Origin of the sequence: Sphingomonas aerophila (genome assembly GCF_014199305.1) — a bacterium.
Taxonomy (GTDB): domain Bacteria; phylum Pseudomonadota; class Alphaproteobacteria; order Sphingomonadales; family Sphingomonadaceae; genus Sphingomonas; species Sphingomonas aerophila.
This window is the reverse complement of the sequence record NZ_JACIJK010000007.1, coordinates 153,011-171,689: the sequence shown is the minus strand read 5'-3', so window position 1 is coordinate 171,689 and position 18,679 is coordinate 153,011. Positions and strand designations below refer to the sequence as shown.

Below are 18,679 nucleotides of genomic sequence, written 5' to 3'. Positions count from 1 at the left end.
GCGGCGCGTTTGCCGGCCTACCTGTTGCGTCATGCTCAAGCACCTCCTGCGCGTCCTGCTGCTCGTTCTGATCGCCGGGGGTGGGCTTTTCGCCTATTTCGCCTGGCCGGACACGGCGAAGCTCGACGTGGAACAGGTCGCAGGGCGCAACCCAAAGATCACAGCGCCGCGCGAACAGATGCTGCCGACCGTCAAGATCGCGGACGCGGTGGGCTGGCCCGCAGGAACGCGGCCGACGGCCGCGGCGGGCCTTGCCGTGCAGCCGTTTGCAACCGGGCTCGACCATCCGCGCTGGCTTTATCGCCTGCCCAATGGCGATGTGCTGGTGGCCGAAACCAATTCGCCGCCCCGCCCGGCGCGCGGGATCACCACGCGCGTCATGAACTTCCTGTTGGGCAAGGCCGGGGCGGGCGTACCCTCCGCCAACCGCATCACCTTGCTGCGCGATGCGAACGGCGACGGGGTGGCGGAAGCGCGCACCATTTTCATGACGGGGCTGAACTCACCCTTCGGCATGACGCTTTTCCAGGGGCAGCTCTACATCGCCGATACCGATGCGCTGGTGCGGGTGCCCTATACCGACGGCGCCACCCGCATCACCGCGCGGCCCGAGCTGGTTGTGAAGCTGCCGGGCGGCGGCAATCACTGGGCACGCAACGTCCTGCCGGCGCCTGATGGCCGGACGCTGTTCGTGTCGGTTGGCTCATCCTCCAATATCGCCGAGAATGGGATCGAGCAGGAGAAATTCCGCGCCAACATCCTGCAGGTCTGGCCCAAGGAAAAGACGTTCAGGGTGTTTGCTGCCGGCCTGCGGAACCCCAGTGGCATGGCCATCAACCCGCAATCAGGCCAGCTGTGGACGGTGGTGAACGAGCGCGACATGCTCGGATCGGACCTGGCGCCCGATTACCTGACCCAGGTCGAATTCGGCGACCATTTCGGTTGGCCCTGGTATTACTGGGGCGGCTACCCGGACGCGCGGGTGGAGCCGCGTAATCCTGCCTTGCAGGAATATGCCAAGCGTCCCGATTTCGCGATGGGGCCGCACGTCGCGGCGCTGGGGCTGACCTTTGCCAACGATGCGAAGCTTGGCGGGCGCTGGGCCAGCGGCGCCTTTGTCAGCGAGCACGGGTCATGGAACCGCAAGCCCGCATCCGGCTACAAACTCGTCTTCGTGCCGTTCGCAGCCGGGGGCTTTCCGTCCGCGGGCGCGAAGCCAGTCGACGTGCTGACCGGCTTCCTCGATGGGGAGGGCAAGGCACGTGGGCGTCCCGTGGGGGTGATCACCGACCGTACCGGCGCATTGCTGGTCGCGGACGATGTCGGCAACAGTATCTGGCGGGTGAGCGCCGGCAACCGCGTCGCGGCCCGCTGAGCCGCACAACGAACGGCAACCTGATCCGAGGCAGCCACAACAGGCTTGTTACCCCTGCCACCATCCGCCAAGGCTTGGTTGATGCCTCCCGCCTCAACCCCGAACGTTCTTCGCTCGCTCGGCGATAGCCACCGGACGATCGCTGTGCCCGTCGGCGGTTCCTGGTGGCGGCGGTTTCTGGCTTTTGCCGGGCCAGGCTATCTGGTGGCGGTCGGCTATATGGACCCGGGTAACTGGGCAACCGACATCGCGGGCGGGTCGGCGTTCGGTTATACGCTGTTGTCGGTGGTTCTGCTGTCGAACCTGATGGCGATCGTGCTTCAGGCGCTGTCCGCCCGGCTTGGCATCGCGGGCGGAATGGACCTCGCCCAGGCATGTCGGGCCCGCTATTCGCGCCCGGTCACGCTGAGCCTGTGGGTGTTGTGCGAACTGGCGATCATCGCCTGCGACCTGGCCGAAGTGCTGGGCACGGCGATCGCGCTGAAGCTGCTGTTCGGGCTGCCGCTGTTGTGGGGCGTCATCCTTACCGCCTTTGACGTGTTTCTGATCCTGGCGCTCCAGCGCTTCGGGTTCCGCAAGCTGGAAGCGGTGATCATCGCGCTGCTGTTGCTGATCGCGGGATGTTTCGCCTTCGAACTAGCGCTGGCCCGGCCTGCATGGGGCGCGGTGGCGGCCGGCCTGGTGCCGTCGATGGGGATCGTCACCGACCCGGCCAAGCTGTACCTGGCGATCGGCATCCTCGGCGCGACAGTGATGCCGCACAATTTGTACCTCCATTCCTCCATCGTCCAGACCCGAGACTATCGGGCGGAGGGCACAGGAGAAGCGATCAAGCTCGCCACGATCGACAGCACAGTGGCGCTGGCGTTCGCGTTCTTCATCAACGCGTCGATCCTGATCCTCGCGGCCGCGGCGTTCCATTCCGCGGGGCGGACCGACGTCGCGGATATCGAACAAGCGCATCAGCTTTTGTCACCCATGCTGGGCGCAGGCGCAGCGAGCGTCGTGTTTGCAGTCGCACTGCTCGCGTCGGGGCAGAACTCTACCGTAACGGGAACGCTGGCGGGCCAGATCGTGATGGAAGGGTTCCTGGACCTGCGCCTGCCGGTCTGGCTGCGTCGCATGGTCACGCGCTTGCTGGCGGTAGTACCGGCCGTTGTGGTGATCGCGATGGTCGGCGACCGGGGCGCGACCGACCTGCTGGTGTTGTCGCAGGTGGTGCTGTCGCTCCAGTTGCCGTTCGCCGTAGTGCCGTTGGTCAGCTTCACGGGGAACCGAACGATCATGGGACAGTTCGCGAGTCCTATGTGGCTGCGAATCCTTGCCTGGACGATTGCCGCCGTCATCATCGGGCTCAATGTCAAACTGCTCACCGGAATGCTTTAAGCCATTTCACCAATCGATCGGTCGTCGCTCAGCCCCGCGACGGCTAAAAGGACGCCTGTGACCGACACCGCCACTTTGCCAGATTCGCCCACCATCACTCCTCCCCTCGCCGCCCAGATCGTCGACACGCTGGTCCACCGGATCGGCAAGGACGCTGATGCCGCGCTGCCTCATGACTGGCTGGCCGCGACGATCCTGACCGTGCGCAACGACATCATCGAGCGCTGGATGGAATCGACCAAGGCGGCCCACGCTGCCGGCGCCAAGCGGGTCTATTACCTCAGCCTCGAGTTCCTGATCGGCCGGTTGCTGCGCGACGCTTTGTCGAACCTGGGCGTCATGGAGGAGGTTCGCACCGCACTCGACGGACTGGGCGTGGACATCGGGGAGCTCGAGGAGATCGAGCCTGACGCAGCACTCGGCAATGGCGGCCTGGGGCGGCTGGCCGCGTGCTTCATGGAAAGCCTCGCGAGCCTCGACCTGCCCGCCTATGGCTATGGCATCCGTTATGTGAACGGCATGTTCCGCCAGCGCATCGACAAGGGCTGGCAGGTCGAGCTGCCCGAAACCTGGCTGCGTTATGGCAACCCGTGGGAGTTCGAACGGCGGGAAAGCGCCTACTTCATCGGTTTCGGCGGGGATGTGGATACGCTGGCAGACGGCCGTGCGCATTGGGACCCGGCCGAGGCGGTTGAGGCCGTGGCCGTTGACACGCCCGTGGTGGGATGGCGCGGCAAGCGGGTCAACACGCTACGCCTGTGGACCGCGCGCGCCTTTGACCCCATCCGGCTCGACGCCTTCAACGCGGGCGATCATGAGCTCGCGCTGGCGGGGCAAGTCCGCGCCGAAACACTGGTCCGCGTGCTGTATCCCGCAGACTCCACGCCGGCCGGGCAGGAACTGCGGTTGCGGCAGGAATATTTCTTCTCGTCCGCGTCCATCCAGGACATTGTTCGCCGCCACGTCCAGTATTTCGGCGACATTCGCACCCTGCCCGACAAGGCGGCAATCCAGCTCAACGATACTCACCCGGCGGTGTCGGTTGCAGAGTTGATGCGCCTGCTGGTCGACCATCACGATCTGCCATTCGACGAAGCGTGGGAGATCACGCGCGCAACCTTCGGCTACACCAACCACACGCTGCTGCCAGAAGCGCTGGAAAGCTGGCCCTTGTCGCTGTTCGAGCGGCTGCTGCCGCGGCACATGCAACTGGTCTATGCCATCAATGCGCGCCTGCTTAAGGAGGCGCGGGCTGCCGACACCAGCGAGGAGGCGATCCGCGCGATCAGCCTGATCGACGAGGGCGGCGCATGGGGCAGCGAACGTCGCGTGCGCATGGCTAACCTGGCCTTTGCGGGCGCACACAGCGTGAACGGTGTCGCGGCGCTTCACACCGACCTGATGAAGTCCACCGTATTTGCCGATCTTCATCGGCTGTATCCGGACCGGATCAACAACAAGACCAACGGCATCACCCCACGCCGATGGCTTCAGCAATGTAATCCGGGGCTTACCGCCCTCGTGACGGAGGCGATCGGCCCCGCTTTCCTGGATGATGCCGAGCGGTTGGCCGACCTTGTCCCATTTGCAGACGATGCTTCGTTTCGGGAGCGTTTCGCCGCAGTTAAGCGTTCAAACAAGCGGATGTTGGCAACCTATCTTCAGGAGAGCATGCGCCTCAAGCTTGATCCGGACGCCCTGTTCGACGTCCAGATCAAGCGGATCCATGAATATAAGCGCCAACTGCTCAACATCCTTGAGACAGTGGCCCTGTACGACCAGATCAGAAGCCATCCCGAGCGCGACTGGGTGCCACGGGTAAAGATCTTTGCAGGCAAGGCCGCGTCGAGCTATCACAACGCCAAGTTGATCATCAAGCTGGCCAATGATGTCGCCCGCCGCGTCAACGGCGACCCTGCGATCGGCGACCTGCTGAAAGTCGCGTTCGTGCCCAATTACAACGTCAGCCTGGCCGAGAAGATCATCCCGGCCGCCAACCTGTCCGAACAGATCAGCACGGCCGGCATGGAAGCGTCGGGCACCGGCAACATGAAATTCGCGCTGAACGGTGCGCTGACGATCGGGACGCTCGATGGCGCCAATATCGAGATCAAGGACCGGGTTGGCGACGAGAATATCGTGATCTTCGGCATGACCGCCGAAGAGGTTGCACAGCGGCGTGAAGGCTATGATCCCCGTGCGGTGATCGATAACTCGCCCGAACTGCGCCAGGCGGTGGAAGCCATCGCGTCCGGCGTTTTCTCTCCCGACGATCCCGACCGGTACAAGGGCCTGATCGCCGGCCTGTACGACCATGACTGGTTCATGGTCGCCGCGGACTTCGACGCGTATGATGCCGCACAGCGTGGGGTGGATGCGCGCTGGCGTAACGAGGGTGACTGGAACGCAGCCGCGATCCGCAACGTCGCCCGCGTCGGCTGGTTTTCCTCCGACCGCACCATCTCCGAATATGCCCGCCAGATCTGGGGCGTCATGTGAAGCCGCCGCGTGGCGCCCTTTCCGCGCTTCTGGAAGGGCGCCACGATGATCCTTTCTCGCTGCTGGGCACCCATGCGGGGCCCGAGGGCACGTTTGCCCGCGTCTGGCTGCCCGGGTCTGAAGTAGCGCAGGCATTCAGCCTGGCCGGCGACGACCTGGGTGCGCTGGAACGCATCGACGATCGCGGCCTGTTCGAGGGCGTGATCGCGGGCGAACCGCAGCCGGTCAAATACCGCGCCGGGGCGGCAGGCGTCGAATGGTGGGTCGGCGACCCGTACAGCTTTGGCCCGGTGCTGGGGCCGATCGACGACCTGTTGATGGCGGAAGGAACCCACCGCCGCCTGTTCGACAAGCTTGGCGCTCACATGGTCGAGCACCAGGGCGCGCGTGGCGTGCACTTTGCAGTCTGGGCACCCAATGCGCGCCGCGTGTCGGTGGTCGGCGACTTCAACGACTGGGACGGGCGGCGTCACGTGATGCGGCGCCGCAATGACGTTGGCGTTTGGGAGATCTTCGTTCCCGACCTTGGCGCGGGGCGAAGCTACAAGTTCGAAATCGTCGGGGCCGACGGGCAGGTACAGCCGCTAAAAGCCGATCCTTTCGCCTTCGCCGCCGAGCTGCGGCCCGCCACTGCGTCGATCACGACCGGCCCGCCGCACCACGATTTCGACGACGACGCGCACCGCGCGCACTGGGCGAGCGTCGACCCGCGCCGCTGTCCGATGTCCATCTATGAAGTCCATGCCGGGTCCTGGGATCGCGACGAGAATGGCTGGTTCCTGACCTGGGACGCGCTCGCCGAACGTCTGATCCCCTATGTGGTCGAGATGGGGTTCACCCATATCGAGTTCCTGCCGATCACCGAGCATCCTTATGATCCGAGCTGGGGCTATCAGGCGACGGGGCTTTATGCGCCGTCAGCGCGGTTCGGCGACCATGAGGGCTTTGCGCGTTTCGTGGACGGTGCGCACAAGGCGGGCGTCGGGGTCATTCTCGACTGGGTGCCCGCGCACTTCCCGACCGATGCGTTCGGACTTTCTCGCTTCGACGGCACCGCGCTGTACGAGCATGAGGACCCCAGGCTGGGCTTCCACCCCGACTGGAACACGGCAATCTACAATTTTGGCCGGCGAGAGGTTGCCTCGTTCCTGATCAACAACGCGCTGTTCTGGGCCGAGCGCTATCATCTCGACGCGCTGCGCGTGGATGCGGTCGCGTCGATGCTGTACCGCGATTATTCGCGCAAGGCGGGCGAATGGATCCCGAACGCGGGCGGCGGACGTGAGAATTGGGAAGCAGTGGACTTCCTGCGGCATGTCAACGCGGCCGTGTACGGTGCCCATCCCGGCGTGTTCACGGTAGCCGAGGAATCAACCGCCTGGCCCGGCGTATCGGCACCGGCGAATGAGGACGCGCCGCGCACCAATCTGGGCTTTGGGTTCAAGTGGAACATGGGCTGGATGCACGACACGCTCCAGTACATGACACGCGAGGCGGTTCATCGCCGCTACCACCACCACGACATGACGTTCGGCCTGGCCTATGCGTTCAGCGAGAATTTCGTGCTGCCGCTCAGCCATGACGAGGTGGTGCATGGCAAGGGGTCGCTGCTGACCAAGATGGCGGGCGATGACTGGCAGCAGTTCGCCAATTTGCGTGCCTATTACGCGCTGATGTGGGGCCATCCGGGCAAGAAGCTGTTGTTCATGGGCCAGGAGTTCGCCCAACGGCGCGAATGGTCCGAAGCACGCGCACTCGACTGGGATCTGCTCAACTCCGCGGCGCATGACGGGGTGCGGACACTGGTTCGCGACCTCAACCGCCTGTACCGCGAGAAGCCGGCGCTGCACGCCCGCGACTGTGAGCCCGACGGGTTCGAATGGCTGGTGTCTGACGATGCGGAAAACTCGGTATTCGCGTGGCTGCGCAAGGCGCCGGGCCATCCGCCAATCGCGGTCATTGCCAACCTCACGCCCGTCGCGCGCGCGCCCTATCGCGTGCCGCTAGCCGACGGGCGCTGGCGCGAAGTGATCAACTCTGACGCTCATTTCTACTGGGGGTCGGGCTTGGGTAATTTGGGCGTGGTGGAAGCGAAAGGGGGGACGGCGTGGGTCACGCTTCCGCCGCTCGCGACCATCATGCTCGAACTGGAAGAATAGGGGCGACGGCGTTGCACACGCCGCGAACAGGAGGGAGAGGATATGGACAATCGCAAAGGACCATTGGCGCGAGATGCCATGGCCTATGTGCTTGCAGGCGGGCGCGGCAGTCGTCTGCATGAAATGACGGACACTCGCGCCAAACCTGCCGTATATTTCGGCGGGAAATCGCGGATCATCGATTTCGCGCTGTCGAACGCACTTAATTCCGGCATCCGGCGCATCGGCGTCGCGACGCAGTACAAGGCGCACAGCCTGATCCGCCACCTGCAGCGCGGCTGGAACTTCCTGCGTCCCGAACGCAACGAAAGCTTCGACATCCTGCCCGCCAGTCAGCGTATCTCCGAGTTCCAATGGTACGAAGGCACTGCGGACGCGGTGTTCCAGAACATCGACATCATCGAGAGCTATGGCCCTGAGTTCATGGTCATCCTGGCGGGCGACCATATCTACAAGATGGACTATGAGGTCATGCTCCAGCAGCACTGCAACAGCGGTGCGGACGTGACGGTCGCCTGCATGGAAGTGCCCCGGATGGAGGCAACCGGCTTTGGCGTGATGCACGTCGATGGCGACGACCGGATCATCGACTTCATCGAAAAGCCCAAGGACCCACCCGCGATCCCCGGCAGCCCAGACGTGGCGCTGGCAAGCCTGGGCATCTATGTCTTCACCACCCGCTTTCTGATCGAACAGCTACGCCGGGACGCCGATACGCCGGGATCAAGCCGCGATTTCGGCAAGGACCTGATCCCCTACTTGGTCGAGCACGGCAAGGCGCAGGCGCACCGCTTCTCGTCGAGCTGCGTGCGCTCGGCCGGCGAACCAGGGGCCTATTGGCGCGACGTGGGCACCATTGATGCCTATTTCGACGCGAACCTGGACCTGACGGATGTCGTGCCGGAGCTGGACCTGTACGACCATAGCTGGCCGTTGTGGACCTATTCGGAGATCACGCCACCGGCAAAGTTCGTCCATGACGTCGACGGGCGCCGTGGTTCGGCGGTGGCGAGCCTGGTGGCAGGCAACTGCATCATATCGGGCTCCTCCATCCACCGTTCGCTATTGTCCACGGGCGTGCGGTCGCACAGCTTCTCGATGCTCGATGAGGCGGTGGTGCTCCCCTATTGCCATATCGGCCGCGGCGCGCGCTTGCGCCGGGTGGTGATAGACCGTGGCGTCCACATTCCGGACGGCCTGGTAGTGGGCGACGACCCCTTGCTCGACAGCAAGCGCTTTCGCCGTACCGATAAGGGCGTGTGCCTGATCACCCAGCCGATGATCGACCGGCTGGTGTGAGCGCCGAAAGTGACGTCGTGACCCTGTCCGTCCTTTCCGTCGCATCGGAAGCCTATCCGCTGGTCAAGACCGGCGGGCTGGCCGATGTGGTGGGTGCGCTTCCGGCAGCGCTCGCGCCGCACGGGATCGCGACGACGACGCTGCTGCCGGGCTATCCCGCGCTGGCCAAAGCGGTGGAGGGCGCGAAGGTCGTCCATCGCTGGCCCGATCTGCTGGGCGTGGAAGCGCGACTGCTCGCGACGAGGCTGGGCGAGCATCCCTTGCTGGTCCTGGACGCGCCCAAGCTGTTCGCTCGCCCCGACGCGGGACTGTACGACCATCCGGACGATTGGCGCCGCTTTGCGGCCCTTTCCCGCGCTGCTGCCGACCTGGCCAGTGGCGCCGTACCCTCCCATCGGTTCGATCTGCTGCACGCCCATGACTGGCAAGCGGCGATGGCGCCGGCATACCTCCGCTTCGCGCCCGGTTCGGGCCCGGCGGCGAAAAGCGTCACCACCGTTCACAACATCGCGTTCCAGGGGCGGTTCGATGTAGCCATCTTCCCTGAACTCGGCCTGCCGCAAACCGCGTTTTCAGTCGACGGCGTCGAATATTATGGCGGCGTCGGTTATCTGAAGGCTGGGCTGGAGGCGGCGGACGCGATCACCACCGTATCCCCGACCTATGCGCAGGAAATCCGGGATGGCCGCTTCGGCATGGGGCTGGAAGGGCTGGTCAGCGCCCGGCGCGATCGCCTGTACGGCATCGTCAACGGCATCGACCCCGCGGTCTGGAACCCGGAAACGGACGCCGCCCTGCCCGCCCCCTACTCCGCCCGCGCGCTCGGCCGGCGCATCCGCAACAAGCGGGCGGTGGAAAGCGTGTTTGGGCTGGAGCCTGGGGACGGCCCGCTATTCACCGTCGTCAGTCGCCTGACATGGCAAAAGGGGATGGACGTCCTGTCCTGGGCGCTGGACGAACTGGTTGCTGGTGGCGGCCGGCTCGCACTGCTCGGATCGGGGGATGCTGCGCTGGAAGCAGCCTTTGTCTCGGCAGCCGCGCGTCACCCGGGACGCATCGGGGTGCGGATCGGCTATGACGAGGCATTGTCCCACCTGCTTCAGGGTGGGGCCGACGCCATCCTGATCCCATCGCGGTTCGAGCCGTGCGGTCTGACCCAACTCTACGGCCTTGCCTATGGCTGCGTCCCGGTCGTTGCGCGCACCGGCGGGCTTGCCGACACGGTGATCGACGCCAACGAAGCGGCGCTCGCAGCCGGGGTCGCAACCGGCTTCCAGTTCGGCGACGTCTCGTGGGACGCCCTGACCGCCACGCTGACCCGTGTGATGGCATTGTACGCCCAGCCGGAACGCTGGTGCCAGTTGCAGAAGAACGGGATGCGCGCCGACTGGTCCTGGGCTACCAGTGGGGCTCGCTACGCCAATCTTTATCGCTCTCTCGTGGAACAGACATGATCCGGACACACCAGACCACGCCCTTTCCCGACCAGAAGCCCGGTACGTCAGGCCTTCGCAAGAAGGTCCGGGTATTCCAGCAACCCAACTACGCCGAGAACTTCATCCAGTCGGTGTTCGACGTGGTCGGGGCTGACCTTGTCGGCGCGACATTGGTCATTGGCGGGGACGGCCGGTACCTCAATCGCGAGGTGATCCAGAAGGCGATCCGGATGGCCGCGGCGGCAAAGGTCGGCCGGGTCGTGGTGGGTCAAGGCGGCCTGCTCTCCACGCCCGCGGCCAGCAACCTGATCCGCCAACGCGGTGCGGTCGGTGGCCTGATCCTGTCCGCCAGCCACAATCCCGGCGGGCCCGACGAGGACTTCGGGATCAAGTACAACATCGCCAATGGCGGCCCCGCGCCAGAGGGCGTGACCGAAGCAATCTTCGCGCGAACCCAGGTGATCGACCGCTGGCTGGCCAGCGATACGCCTGACGTCGATCTCGACCAATTGGGTGAGGTGGCAGTCGCCGACATGGCCGTCGAGATTGTCGACCCGGTCACCGACTATGCCGCGCTGATGGAGTGCTTGTTCGACTTTGACGCGATCCGCGCGGCCGGGCTGACGGTCAGCTTCGACGCGATGAGCGCCATCACCGGCCCCTACGCGACCGAGATACTGGAGCGGCGCCTGGGCTTCGCGCCCGGTACCGTCGTCAACGGCATGCCGCTGGAGGACTTTGGCGGGCACCACCCCGACCCCAACCTTGTCCATGCCCGCGAGCTTTACGACCGCATGATGGGCGACGACGCGCCCGACTTCGGCGCCGCATCCGACGGGGACGGCGACCGCAACCTGATCATCGGGCGCGGGCGGTTCGTGACCCCGTCGGACAGCCTCGCCATGCTCGCCGCCAACGCACACCTCGCGCCAGGCTATGCCGGCGGGCTGAAGGGCATTGCCCGTTCGATGCCGACCAGCGCCGCCGCGGACCGTGTGGCGGAGCGGTTGAAGATCCCTGCCTTCGAAACGCCAACGGGCTGGAAGTTCTTCGGCAACCTGCTCGACGCAGGCATGGCGACGATCTGCGGCGAGGAGAGCGCGGGTACCGGGTCAGATCACGTCCGCGAAAAGGACGGGCTGTGGGCCGTGCTGCTGTGGCTCAACATCCTCGCCAAAACCGGCAAGAGCGTCGACCAGATCGCGCGCGAACATTGGGCGACCTATGGCCGCAATTATTACGCCCGCCACGACTATGAAGGCGTGGAGAGCGAACGCGCGGATGCGTTGATGGCCGAACTGCGCGGCAGCCTGGCCAGCCTGCCCGGGCGGCAGGTGGCCGGGCTGACGGTCGAGACTGCGGACGACTTCGCCTATCATGACCCGACCGATGGCTCGGTCAGCGCGCGCCAGGGCGTGCGTGTCCTGTTCCAGGGCGGCAGCCGCGTGGTGTTCCGCCTGTCGGGAACGGGGACCAGCGGTGCGACGCTCCGCGTCTATCTCGAACGCTATGAAGGGCCGGACGGCGACCTTGACCGTGACACGGGCGCGGCACTGGCCGACATCGTCGCGGCGGCGGACGAGATTGCCGGGATCGTGCGCCACACGGGACGCAAGCAGCCGGACGTCATCACCTGATGGGCGAAAGGGGTCGTCCCGCCGCGAACGGGACGGAGCTGGCGCTGGGCGCTGTGCTGACCGGCACAGGTACGCGCTTCACGCTGCCTTCGCGGCCGGCAACGGCGGCGTGGCTTTGCCTGTTCAACGGAGAGGCTGAGCGTCGCGTGCCGATGGTGCGCGCCGGCGATTTTTGGTCGATAGAGGTGCCCGCCGCGGGTGTCGGCACCGCCTATGGCTTTCGCGTCGATGGGCCGGGGCTCGATCCCGCCAAGTTGCTGGTCGATCCTTATGCAACCGTGCTCGACCGCCGCTTCGTCTACGACCCGCGCCTGTCGCAGCCGGGGGCCGATACCGCCGACCTTGTACCGCGCGCCCTGGTGCAGTCGCCGCTAACGGGCACCCCCGCCCCGCCGCTGTTCCGCCACGGTGGCTTGATCTACGAACTCAACGTCCGCGGCTTCACCATGCGGCATCCGGATGTGCCGGAGGCGCAGCGCGGCACCCTCGCGGCGCTCGCGCGCCCCGCAATCATCGATCACCTGCGAACGATCGGGGTTGCGGCGGTGGAGTTGATGCCGATCACCGCGTGGATCGACGAACGGCACCTGCCACCGCTCGGCCTATCTAATGCCTGGGGCTATAACCCGGTCGTGCCGATGGCGCTCGATCCGGGTCTGGTTCCAGGTGGCCTGGCCGAGTTGACCGCGACCGTGGCGGCGCTGCGAGCGGCGGGGATTGGCGTGATTCTGGATCTCGTCTTCAACCATTCAGGCGAAAGCGATCGCGCGGGTCCCACCCTGTCGATGCGCGGCCTGGACGAGGGGCTGTGGTACGCGCACGCGCCCGATGGCACGCTGATCAACGACACCGGTTGCGGCAACACGCTGGACGCCGCGCGAACAGAGGTGCGCGCGCTGGTGCTTGCCTCGCTGCGCCACTTCGCGCGCGCGGGGGTTGATGGTTTCCGGTTCGACCTCGCTCCCGTGCTGGCGCGCGGGCCCGGGTTCGACCCTGCGGCGCCTTTCTTTGCCGAGATTGCGGCCGACCCGCTGCTGAACGATCGCGTTATGATCGCGGAGCCCTGGGATGTCGGGCCGGGCGGCTACCAGCTTGGCGCGTTCCCCGACAACTGGCTCGAGTGGAACGACCGGTTTCGCGACGATGCGCGCCGGTTCTGGCGCGGCGACGGCGAGGCCGGCGTGCTCGCGACGCGGCTGGCGGGATCGTCCGACCTGTTCGCCGGAGACAGAACGCGCAGCGTAAACTTCGTCGCGGCGCACGACGGCTTCACCCTCGCCGACACGCTGTCCTACGCGGAGAGGCACAACGAAGCGAATGGCGAGCATAACCGCGACGGATCTGCCGAGAACCACTCCTGGAACAACGGGGTGGAGGGTCCGAGCGACGAGCCGGAGGTGCTTGCCCGCCGCAACCTTGCCGCACGGGCCCTGTTGACGACGCTGTTTGCCAGCCGTGGAACGATCATGCTGACGGCGGGTGACGAGTTCGGGCGGACCCAGGGTGGCAACAACAACGCTTATGCCCAGAACAACGGTACGAGCTGGGTCGACTGGGCGTGCCGCGATACCAGGCTGGAAGCATTCGTGGCAGCGCTCAGCCGGGCGCGGCGCGGGTCCGTGCTGGAAGAGACAATCTGGCTAGGCCCGGAGGCACGCTGGTATGATCTTACCGGCCAGCCGATGTCGCCCGATGCGTGGGCGGGAGCGAACGGCTTCGAGCTCCACCTGCCCGACAAGGCTGGCGATGTTGTCGTCCGGATCGATCGCGAGGCGGGCCGGGCCACGGTCACCCGGCCCGGCGCTGAGAGCGTCAGCTAACGCATCATCCGCATCATGTCGGCGGGCGTCATCAACTGGTGGTGGAGGTGGTTCATGATCCACACCGACCCCAGCACCACCAATGCGACGATCAGCACGCCAAAAGCGAGCGCGATCACGTTGTTCTGGTTGTCTGATCCCGTGGTGATGTGGAGGAAGAAGACCAGGTGGATGCCCATCTGAGCGATGGCGAGCACGACCAGCGCGGCCGGGATCGCGGGCCCCCAGATCAGCCCGGTGCCCGGCAGGATGAACGCCGCCGCGGTCAGCAGCGATGCCAGCGCCAAGCCGATGGCATAGCCCTTCACGCCGCTCAGCGGCTCATGCGTGTTCACGCCCTCGTCCCCGGGGGCTGAATCGTTCCGGTCTCCATCCAGTCGCTTGTGATCGCTCATGCGCCCGACCCCAATAAATAGACGATGGTGAACAACGCGACCCATATGATGTCGAGCGCGTGCCAGAACAGGTTGAAACAAAGCAGCCGGCGCAGGATGTCCGCGCGGAACCCCTTGACCCATAGTTGCGCCATCATGGTGCCGAGCCACAATATGCCCACGCCGACATGAAGGCCGTGGCAGCCGACCAGCGCGAAAAAGGCGGACAGGAACGCGCTTCGCTGCGGCCCGGCGCCTTCCGCCACCATTTGCACGAACTCCTGCACCTCCAGCACCAGGAAGGCGACGCCGAGCAGACCGGTGGCCAGCAACCAGATCTGCGTCCAGAACACCGACCGGCGTTCTGTGGCGACGCTGCCCAGACCACAGGTGAAGCTGGACAGCAGGAGAAGCGCTGTTTCGATCGCGACGCGGGGCAGTTCGAACAGCTCGCGCCCGCCGGGCCCGCCCGCCGTCTCCCCGGCCAGCACCGCATAGGCGGCGAAGAAGCCCGAGAACATGACGATGTCGGACAGCAGGAAGATCCAGAAGCCGTAGCCCGTGATGATCCGCTTGGACGCAGGCCCGCCCTCACCATGACCGGTCGCTTCGTGGTCGCCACCGCCCCCGTGTCCGTGGCCCAGCGCATAGGGATCGTGCCCACGGGCGCCATGCTGGCGGCCGGCCTGGGCAGTTGCCCCGCTCATGCCGGGGCCCCGCGCTCAAGTATCACCTGCCGGCTTTCGCGACGGGCACGATCGATGCGTTCCACTTCCTCGGCGGGAATTTCAAACTCGACCTCGTCCCTCCAGGCAAACACGACGAAAGTCACATAGGCCCCGACCAGCCCCAGCGCGGCGAGCCACCAGATGTGCCAGATCAGCGCAAAGCCCACAAAGGTGCAGAAAAACGCAGTGATCACGCCCGTTGGGCTGTTTCGCGGCATCTCGATCGGCTGGTAATCGGGCACTTCGGATAGCTGCTGTTGTTCGATCGCACGTTGCTTGATCTCCCAATACGCCTCCTCCCCATGCACGTCGGGCAGGACGGGAAAGTTGAACACCGGGGGCGGAGACGGCGTGATCCATTCCAGGCTGCGGCCATCCCAGGGGTCGCCCGTTTCGTCACGCAGCCTGTCGCGGTGGCGGATCGACACGACGAGCTGCATGATCTGGGCCAGTACGCCACCCGCGATCAGCAGCGTGCCGGCCAGGGCGACCATGATCCAGTCGTACCACGCAAGGTTGTCGATGTGCTGAAGGCGACGGGTCATGCCCTCCAGTCCGACGATGTAGAAGGCGCCAAACACCACGACCGTGCCGACCACCGTCAGCCAGAAGGCGAGCTTGCCCCACCCTTCGTCAAGGCGGAAGCCGAAGGCCTTGGGAAACCAATATTCATAGCCAGCCATCGCGCCAAAGATGACGCCGCCGACGATGACGTTGTGGAAATGTGCAACCAGGAACATTGAATTGTGGAGCAGGAAGTCGGCGGGGGGCACCGCAAGCAGTACGCCCGTCATGCCGCCCACCACAAAGTACAGCACAAAGGCAAGCGCCCACAGCATCGGCGTATCGAAACGCACCCGGCCGCCATACATGGTGAACAGCCAGTTGAAGACCTTTACCCCCGTGCCGACCGCGATCACGCTGGTAGAGATGCCGAAGAAGGCGTTCACGTCGCCGCCCGCGCCCATGGTGAAGAAATGGTGGAGCCATACGGTGAAGCTGACCACGACGATGAACAGTGTCGCCAGCACCATGGAACGGTAGCCGAACAAGGGCTTGGACGAGAAGGTCGAGAAGACTTCCGAAAAGATGCCGAACGCGGGCAGCACCAGGATGTATACCTCCGGATGGCCCCAGGCCCAGATGAGGTTCATGAACATCATCGGGTTGCCGCCAGCTTCGTTGGTGAAGAAGTGAAAGCCGAGGTACCGGTCGAGCGTCAGCATCGCGAGCGTTGCGGTCAGGATCGGAAAGGCCGCGACGATCAGCATGTTGGACCCAAGCGCCGTCCAGCAGAACATAGGCATTCGCAGGTAGCCCATCCCCGGCGCCCGCATCTTGAGAATGGTGGTGACCAGGTTCACCCCGCTCATCAACGTGCCCACACCCGCGATCTGCAGCGCCCACAGGTAGTAATCGACGCCGACGCCGGGCGAGTAGCTGGTTTCGCTGAGCGGCGCATAAGGCAGCCATCCGGTCCGGGCGAACTCCCCGATCACCAGGCTGACGTTGGTCAGCAACGCGCCCGATGCGGTTAACCAGAAGCTGACTGAATTCAGCGTGGGAAACGCCACGTCACGCACGCCCAGTTGCAGCGGCACCACGAAGTTCATCAGCCCGATGATGAAGGGCATCGACCCGAAAAAGATCATGATGGTGCCGTGAGCGGAGAAGATCTGGTTGTAATGCTCCGGTGGCAGATAGCCCTGGCTTGCCCCGAACGCGGCCGCCTGGTGCGTGCGCATCAGCATCACGTCGCTGAACCCGCGAACGAGCATCACCACGCCGAGCATGACGTACATGACGCCAATGCGCTTGTGGTCGACGGACGTGATCCATTCGTTCCACAGATAGGGCCAGTGCCCCTTCACCGTGATCCAGCCGAGCACGGCGGCCAGGATGACGCCGATCGCCGCGGCAGCGATCAGCGGGATGGGCTGGTCAAAGGGTATCGCGCTCCAGTCGAGCTTGCCGAACATCAGTGCGCGTCTCCGGGAGAGGTCATCGTGTGGCCACCGCGGCCCGTTTCGGGGCCGGGCGCGGGCGGCAGTTGCTGCCTCACCACCGCATCGAACAGGCCGGGCTGCACGGCGCGGAAGGTGAACGGCTTCACGCCCTGGCTTTGTCGCGCGAATTGCCGGTAGTTCGCGGCGCTGAGTACCGGCCCATTGCCGCGCGCCGCCGCTGCCCAATTATTGAACTGGCCAACCGGCACCGCCATCGTCCAGAAGTTCATGTCGGAAAAGCCGTCGCCCGAAAAATGCGCCGACTGGCCGTAATATCGTCCCGGACGGTCCGCCTGCAGGTTCAGCTGCGAACGCATCCCGTTCATGGTGTAGATCTGGCTGCCAAGCTGATGCACGAAAAAGGTGTTCAGCACGCTGGCGGACGTCAGCTCGAAATGCACCGGCACGCCGGCCGGGATGATCAGCCGGTTGACCGAGGCGACACCCTGTTGAGGGTAGATGAACAGCCACTTCCAGTCCAGCGAGACAACCTGCACCTCCAGCGGCCGTACCCGGCTCTCCAGCGGGCGGGCGGGGTCAAGGCGGTGGCTTCCGACCCAGATCACGCCCCCCAGGAACATGATCGTCAGCAACGGGATCGACCAAACGATCAGCTCGATACGCCCGGAATGCACGAAGTCGGGCCGATAGGTCGCGCGCTTGTTCCCGGCACGATACCACCAGGCGAACGCCACCGTTGCCGCCATGGTCGGCAGCACGATCGCCAGCATGATGGCGAGCGCGTCGAGCATGATCGTGCGCTCCCCTGCTGCGACCGGCCCGGCAGGGTCCATGATGCCACCGCTACACGCGGACAGGACCAGCACCATGCCCGCCGCAAGGCAGACCCGCATGCCCGAACGGGAGAAGCGGCTTCGCATGGCGACGGGCATACGCCCCCCGCCGCTACGCCGCCAGAAACCTCGATCAACCTGAGACAAGTTTCCGCGTCTCCCCTTGGTTCAACGGACCCTGGGCCATGCCGGATCGTTTGCCGGCCATGCCCTCACCCAGTCCACTGGCCGATGCGCCACCGCTCCGATTCCTGGTCATTGAAAGCGAAACGGCCGAACAGCGTGATCGGCGCCGAGAGCGTGTCGGGAAAAGTTCGGGCGAGAGTTATAGTGCGACCCTGGAGCAACTGGCGCCCGGCTGTGCCTGCGACCGGGTCGCGCCCGCCGACGAGGATGCAGCGCTGCCCGATCGCGACGCCATCCGTGGCTGGGATGCGGTGTTCGTCACCGGATCGCCCCTGCACATTTATGACGACAGCCCCGCCACCCGCCGCCAGATCGACTTCATGCGGCGCGTCTTCGCAGCCGGCGTGCCGAGCTTTGGCTCCTGCGCGGGATTGCAGTTGGCGATTGCTGCCGCGGGCGGGCGTGTCCGCTCCATGGAACGGCAAGAGGCCGGAATCGCGCGCCGCATTGCCCGGTACGGGGAGGGGCTTAACCACCCCCTGTTCGATGGGCGCGGGCCGGCGTGGGACGCGCCGGCCATGCATGGTGACGAGGTGGAAGAGCTGCCACCCCATTCGACCCTGCTCGCAGGAAACGGCGTCAGCCGGATCCAGGCGGTCGAGATCCGCCATGATGCGGGAATATTCTGGGGTGTCCAATACCACCCCGAGCTGTCTTTGGCGGAGATCGCGGCGGCCCTACGGCGCGATGCGGACGACATCGTCGAAGCAGGCCTGGCGCTGACGACCGATGCCGTCGCGGACCGAGCAGCGATGATCGACGCACTCGATACCCGGCCCGACCGGCTGGACCTTCGCTGGCACCTGGGAGTCGACCACGAGTTCGCCGAGACCGATCGCCGGCGGACCGAGATCGTCAACTTCATCCGGCACCTCGTGATCCCGACCCGTCTGAAGCGGGATGAGGCGATGCCGGTCGCGGCGTAGTGAGCGCGGGCGGCAGACCGGACAACCGCCGCGGCTGACCACAACAACTTTGCG

At 65.4% G+C, this 18,679-nt stretch carries 13 protein-coding genes; 9 read left to right on the top strand and 4 right to left on the bottom strand.

Going from position 1 to position 18,679, the window contains the following annotated elements; all coding sequences use genetic code 11:
• Nucleotides 1-31: 31 nt before the first annotated feature.
• The 8 genes from FHS94_RS12385 to glgX all read left to right on the top strand — a co-directional run bounded on the left by FHS94_RS12385 (nucleotide 32) and on the right by glgX (nucleotide 13,611).
• A complete protein-coding gene (locus FHS94_RS12385) occupies nucleotides 32-1,375 on the top strand; it encodes a PQQ-dependent sugar dehydrogenase (protein WP_184058282.1) in 1,344 nt (447 codons plus the stop codon).
• Nucleotides 1,376-1,456: 81 nt separating this feature from the next.
• Nucleotides 1,457-2,761: an Nramp family divalent metal transporter gene (locus tag FHS94_RS12380; RefSeq protein ID WP_184058280.1), complete on the top strand. Its 1,305-nt coding sequence runs from the start codon at nucleotides 1,457-1,459 to the stop codon at nucleotides 2,759-2,761.
• Nucleotides 2,762-2,818: 57 nt separating this feature from the next.
• Nucleotides 2,819-5,260 carry a glycogen/starch/alpha-glucan phosphorylase gene (locus FHS94_RS12375; RefSeq protein WP_343055274.1) on the top strand — a complete coding sequence of 814 codons (2,442 nt, stop codon included), beginning with the start codon at nucleotides 2,819-2,821 and terminating at the stop codon, nucleotides 5,258-5,260.
• Nucleotides 5,257-7,419: a 1,4-alpha-glucan branching protein GlgB gene (gene glgB / locus FHS94_RS12370; protein WP_184058278.1), complete on the top strand. Its 2,163-nt coding sequence runs from the start codon at nucleotides 5,257-5,259 to the stop codon at nucleotides 7,417-7,419. Before FHS94_RS12375 ends, glgB begins: the two co-directional genes overlap by 4 nt.
• A gap of 42 nt (nucleotides 7,420-7,461) precedes the next feature.
• Nucleotides 7,462-8,718 carry a glucose-1-phosphate adenylyltransferase gene (gene glgC / locus FHS94_RS12365; RefSeq protein WP_184058276.1) on the top strand — a complete coding sequence of 419 codons (1,257 nt, stop codon included), beginning with the start codon at nucleotides 7,462-7,464 and terminating at the stop codon, nucleotides 8,716-8,718.
• Between the two features lie 17 nt (nucleotides 8,719-8,735).
• Nucleotides 8,736-10,172 (top strand): glycogen synthase GlgA, encoded by a 1,437-nt coding sequence (gene glgA / locus FHS94_RS12360; RefSeq protein WP_184058274.1) that lies wholly within the window; start codon nucleotides 8,736-8,738, stop codon nucleotides 10,170-10,172.
• On the top strand, nucleotides 10,169-11,791 hold the full coding sequence (locus FHS94_RS12355) for an alpha-D-glucose phosphate-specific phosphoglucomutase (RefSeq protein WP_184058272.1): 1,623 nt from the start codon (nucleotides 10,169-10,171) through the stop codon (nucleotides 11,789-11,791). Before glgA ends, FHS94_RS12355 begins: the two co-directional genes overlap by 4 nt.
• Nucleotides 11,791-13,611 carry a glycogen debranching protein GlgX gene (gene glgX / locus FHS94_RS12350; RefSeq protein WP_184058270.1) on the top strand — a complete coding sequence of 607 codons (1,821 nt, stop codon included), beginning with the start codon at nucleotides 11,791-11,793 and terminating at the stop codon, nucleotides 13,609-13,611. The genes FHS94_RS12355 and glgX overlap by 1 nt, the downstream gene beginning before the upstream one ends.
• On the opposite strand, the gene cyoD is transcribed toward glgX, so the two are convergent.
• Genes cyoD through cyoA form a run of 4 tightly spaced genes read right to left on the bottom strand, consistent with a single transcriptional unit; the run spans nucleotide 13,608 to nucleotide 17,612 of the window.
• Complete coding sequence (gene cyoD / locus FHS94_RS12345) at nucleotides 13,608-14,006, bottom strand: cytochrome o ubiquinol oxidase subunit IV (protein ID WP_184058267.1); 399 nt, start codon at nucleotides 14,004-14,006, stop codon at nucleotides 13,608-13,610. The two genes, glgX and cyoD, sit on opposite strands and share 4 nt — an antisense overlap.
• On the bottom strand, nucleotides 14,003-14,692 hold the full coding sequence (locus FHS94_RS12340; protein WP_184058265.1) for a cytochrome (ubi)quinol oxidase subunit III: 690 nt from the start codon (nucleotides 14,690-14,692) through the stop codon (nucleotides 14,003-14,005). Before FHS94_RS12340 ends, cyoD begins: the two co-directional genes overlap by 4 nt.
• On the bottom strand, nucleotides 14,689-16,692 hold the full coding sequence (locus FHS94_RS12335; protein WP_184058263.1) for a cbb3-type cytochrome c oxidase subunit I: 2,004 nt from the start codon (nucleotides 16,690-16,692) through the stop codon (nucleotides 14,689-14,691). Before FHS94_RS12335 ends, FHS94_RS12340 begins: the two co-directional genes overlap by 4 nt.
• Nucleotides 16,692-17,612, bottom strand: coding sequence for a ubiquinol oxidase subunit II (cyoA, locus tag FHS94_RS12330; protein ID WP_246348596.1), 921 nt, complete (start codon nucleotides 17,610-17,612; stop codon nucleotides 16,692-16,694). The genes FHS94_RS12335 and cyoA overlap by 1 nt, the downstream gene beginning before the upstream one ends.
• An 86-nt stretch (nucleotides 17,613-17,698) precedes the next feature.
• On the opposite strand from cyoA, the gene FHS94_RS12325 reads away from it, so the two are divergent.
• Entirely contained in the window at nucleotides 17,699-18,625 is a 927-nt protein-coding gene (locus tag FHS94_RS12325; protein WP_246348595.1) for a type 1 glutamine amidotransferase, read from the top strand.
• Nucleotides 18,626-18,679 lie beyond the last annotated feature (54 nt).